Consider the following 3,840-nt stretch of genomic DNA (forward strand, 5'->3'; position numbering starts at 1 on the left):
TTGCGTAAGCGCTTCAGCAGACTTTCGCACAGGCTGCCCGAACAACTTATCAAACCGGGATGACGTCATGGTAAGGCCTGTGCAATAGTTGAAATACCGCAGGTTCAGCCTGAATGAGCCATCTTCTTTTAAATCTACAAGGTGTTTAAATATCAGATCGACGTAAACCGGCTTGCCATAAGGTGCCAGGCCCATTACCTTATATTCATCGCAATTAACCTTAAAGCCGAGGTAACAAGTAAATGCCGAATACAGCAAACCAATAGAATGAGGAAAACTGATCTCTTTAACCTGCTCTATTTTATTGCCTGTACCAATTGCTACAGAAGTGGTTGTCCATTCCCCTACGCCATCGGCAGTAAGGATAACGGCTTTATCAAATGGCGACGGATAAAAAGCCGAAGCAGCATGCGACTGATGGTGCGTTGTAAACAGTAAGCTTGCCTTTTTTGCATCCCAGCTATCATCAATAGTTTTGAGCTGTTTAATGATGTTTTTCTTCAAAAACAGTTTATCCTTAAGCCAAAGCGGAATGGCTTTCATAAATGAAATAAAACCCGAAGGTGCAAATGCCAGGTAGGTTTCTAAAAGACGCTCAAATTTCAGGAATGGCTTTTCGTAAAAAACAATATGCTCTACCTCATTTAACGAGATTCCAGCTTCAAGCAAACAGTATTTTATAGCATTCAGCGGGAAGCTCTCATCGTTCTTTTTGCGAGTGAAGCGTTCTTCCTGTGCTGCTGCTACAATGTGATCATTACTGAGCAAACAGGCCGCACTATCATGAAAATAAGCTGAAATCCCAAGGATATACATTGACCTAAAACAAGGAGTAAATAAACGGTGCCAATGCCGAGCCCTGCGCTAAAACCAGTAGCAGGCTTAATAAAAACAGCAGGACGAACAATGGCCATAGCCAAAACCGTTTTCTCGATTTCAGGAACATAAAAAACTCTGCTATGACTTCCATTGCTGTGCTGCTAAAATTGTTGTTTCATTGAACTTTGTTCTGCTCTCTTTACCGGCTTCCAGTAAGTGGGTATGCCGGAGTTAAATTTTAAATCAAGATTATTTTTACCAAACAACCGCATAATCAAGCCTATCGGTGTGATGATGAGGAAGTAAAGCAAAAACAAAATGATGGAGGTATTAACAATCCCTAAAACATGGCCTATCCTGTCCCAAAGCAACCGTAGCGGGTTTAAGATTTGAGGGACAATCACAGCACACAATATGAGCAAAGCACCAATTGCAGGCAACCAGATCATCAGGTGATGATGAGCAAATTGTCGCCACACTGTTATCAACAAACATGCGCCGCCTACAATAAGGCCAAACTTTTGGTTTATTCTCCTGCCCGTCATTGCTGTTTATATTTTATGGCGGCCTCGTCGGCACCTATGGCATGATAATCGGCTGCTATTTGCATATTGGCTTTTTTCCCGGCTATGGTTTTAAGGCGAATGATCTCCGCTACAATAGTTTTTAAATTTACCAACTCAATATCTGAAGGATGTTGCTGTATGGCCGAATCAATGTAAGGTGTCGCTTTTGCAGGTTCATCGTTTTTTAAAAACACCAGGTACATATTCTGCGTGTTGGCGAAAGATGGATCAAGCTCATAAGCTTTTTTAAAGTAAAAAGCCGCATCGGCACTGTCACCCAGTTCAAAGCTTAACCTGCCTGCATAAATAGGATAAGTTGTATTCTGAGGCTTTTCGAGCATAACGGCTTCAACAGCTTTCAAAGCTGTTTTTTTATCGCCGGCTTTCATACTGTATTTAAACAACTGATCCATAGCATCAAGCCAGCTGATCCGGTTTACAGATAATGCCCCGGCCAGTTGCGCGGTTATATCATCCCCTCGTTTAAAACCCGTGGGGATAGGTTTATTGAATGGCCAACCCGTCTCCAGCATCATGATGGTATAGGCCCCATACAACGAGTCAACTTTGGTAACGGGCATCCTGCTCAATAACTCCGTTAAACTCATTTCCCGGCCTGCATGTGCTTTGATTAATCCGGCGCTTTTTATGGATTGATAAAAAGCTTCCGAAAGCAAAGCATAGCCGAATAAATTAGGATGAACATGCTCGAGCAGGGTTTCTTTACCAAGGATACCGTTTGGCGAATGTTGTTCAAAAACAGTACGGGCGTTCACCAGATGTACATTGCTGTATTGCTTAGCCAACTCTGTTATGATCCCATTCAAAGCTTCCGGTGCCCGAAAGCGTAAAAGATCCAGTTCTTTAGCTTTGATATACTCCTGCTTGGCCTGCAGATACTTGCCGGATTGATGCGAATCATTTGCCTGTGCGTATTGCAGGTTTGCCGAAGTATCCGAAAGATCACTGATAAACGGTTTCAGGTCTTTTTCATTACTCACCAGCGTGCTTAAAAACACAGGCACCTTTTTATCCTGCATAAACCGGCACAATTCTGTCATGTTGTTCCTGAACTGCGTTATCCCTGCTTTATATGCTTCCGACTGATAAGGTATAGCCTGCTGTTGCGCCATCCGTTTCATCAGGTTTTCACGCTGATCAAGATTGGATGATGCCGGTTTTAGACTGGAAATTACGTTATTAACCAACTGCACCGACCGCAGCTCTTTAAGTGCAAGTGCCGTTTGCACCAAAAATCGATTATTGGCAATATGGCTGGTTGAACCAATGCCCAAAGCGCCGTAATATTCATTATGGCCGGTATAAACCAGTACCGCATCGGGCTGATAGTTTACCACTTGTTTACCAAAATCAAGTACCGTATAGGAGTTTACTGCCGTTAGCGATACATTGATCACCTCGAAATTAACATCGGAATAAGTATGCATTAGCCTGTACTGCAGCCAGCGATGGAAGGAGCCGTTATGCAGGTACGGGTAACCCGCTGTTGTCGATTCGCCAAGGACAAAGATCCTGAAGGTATTTCTTGCTTTTTCAACCTTAAATGGCTCAATACTTCCTTTGGTAGCGTTTGTGATATCGGTAAAATACTTTTCGGATGCGTATTTATTGATCACCCAATAATTAGGGGCGTCAGGGTATTTGATAAAGAGGCTTGTATCATGCCCGTAATTGAAAAGCCTCAGCAATACTTCGGCAAACAATAAAATAAGCACAGGGATACTGATAGCTATTACCCTGAACCATCTTAACTTTTTGCGGGAGATCTGCTGAGGCCTCATATAATTATTTAGCAGCGGCATTTACCTCGGGAAACCAAACGGTCATTTCGCCTTTGCCACGGTTAGCCCATGAATAATATGGAATGGCCGTAAGCTCTACCTTTTTAGCGGCTTCGCCTTTGGTTTGACTTAGGATCTGCCCTTTTAAAACAGTTACACCATTTAACAGATTCGCTTCGACAACGGGTTTAAATGTTGCGTTTGCCGGTATGGCTAAATTGCTCACCGTGCCGCCATTATCTTTCCATTCGGCACAATACATAATAGGGCCGCGTTGCAAGGCGGTTTTACCTTTATCATCAACCAGTGCCTGGTTGGCAACAACCTTTTTAACCTCCATGGGCAGATCTAACTGAAGGTTATCTCCTTTTTTCCATTGCCTGTTAATTACAGCGTAGCCGTTTTCAACTTTATAAGCCAAAGCCTTACCGTTTAGTTTAAGACTGATCTTTGCTGCCGATTTAGTCTGGAAAGCATACAGATCAGAAGGGATTGCCTCCGCCCTTGCCCAACCCGGGATCCGGATGCGCATAGCAAAATTGGTAGGCGCTTCGGGAGTTACAGCGAATGACAGTGCACCGTTCCATGGGTAGTTATTGCTTTGCACAATACTCACCTTTTTACCACCAACCTCAATATTAGCGGTACCCGCG

Annotated in this window: 4 protein-coding genes and 1 pseudogene; all 5 read right to left on the minus strand. The window is 43.4% G+C overall.

Annotated features, from left to right (window positions below):
• Positions 1 to 816: carbamoyltransferase family protein (locus VF500_RS13260; protein WP_330860127.1), on the minus strand; the 816-nt coding region annotated here is incomplete at its 3' end.
• Positions 817 to 820: 4 nt separating this feature from the next.
• On the minus strand, positions 821 to 970 hold the full coding sequence (locus VF500_RS13265; protein WP_330860128.1) for a DUF5989 family protein: 150 nt from the start codon (positions 968 to 970) through the stop codon (positions 821 to 823).
• 10 nt (positions 971 to 980) lie between these two features.
• A complete protein-coding gene (locus VF500_RS13270) occupies positions 981 to 1,364 on the minus strand; it encodes an SxtJ family membrane protein (RefSeq protein ID WP_330860129.1) in 384 nt (127 codons plus the stop codon).
• Positions 1,361 to 3,187, minus strand: coding sequence for a hypothetical protein (locus VF500_RS13275; protein ID WP_330860130.1), 1,827 nt, complete (start codon positions 3,185 to 3,187; stop codon positions 1,361 to 1,363). The genes VF500_RS13270 and VF500_RS13275 overlap by 4 nt, the downstream gene beginning before the upstream one ends.
• 4 nt (positions 3,188 to 3,191) lie before the next feature.
• Positions 3,192 to 3,840: pseudogene (locus VF500_RS13280) on the minus strand (glycoside hydrolase family 127 protein); the annotation flags it as partial.

Origin of the sequence: Mucilaginibacter sp. (assembly GCF_036383575.1) — a bacterium.
Taxonomy (GTDB): domain Bacteria; phylum Bacteroidota; class Bacteroidia; order Sphingobacteriales; family Sphingobacteriaceae; genus Mucilaginibacter.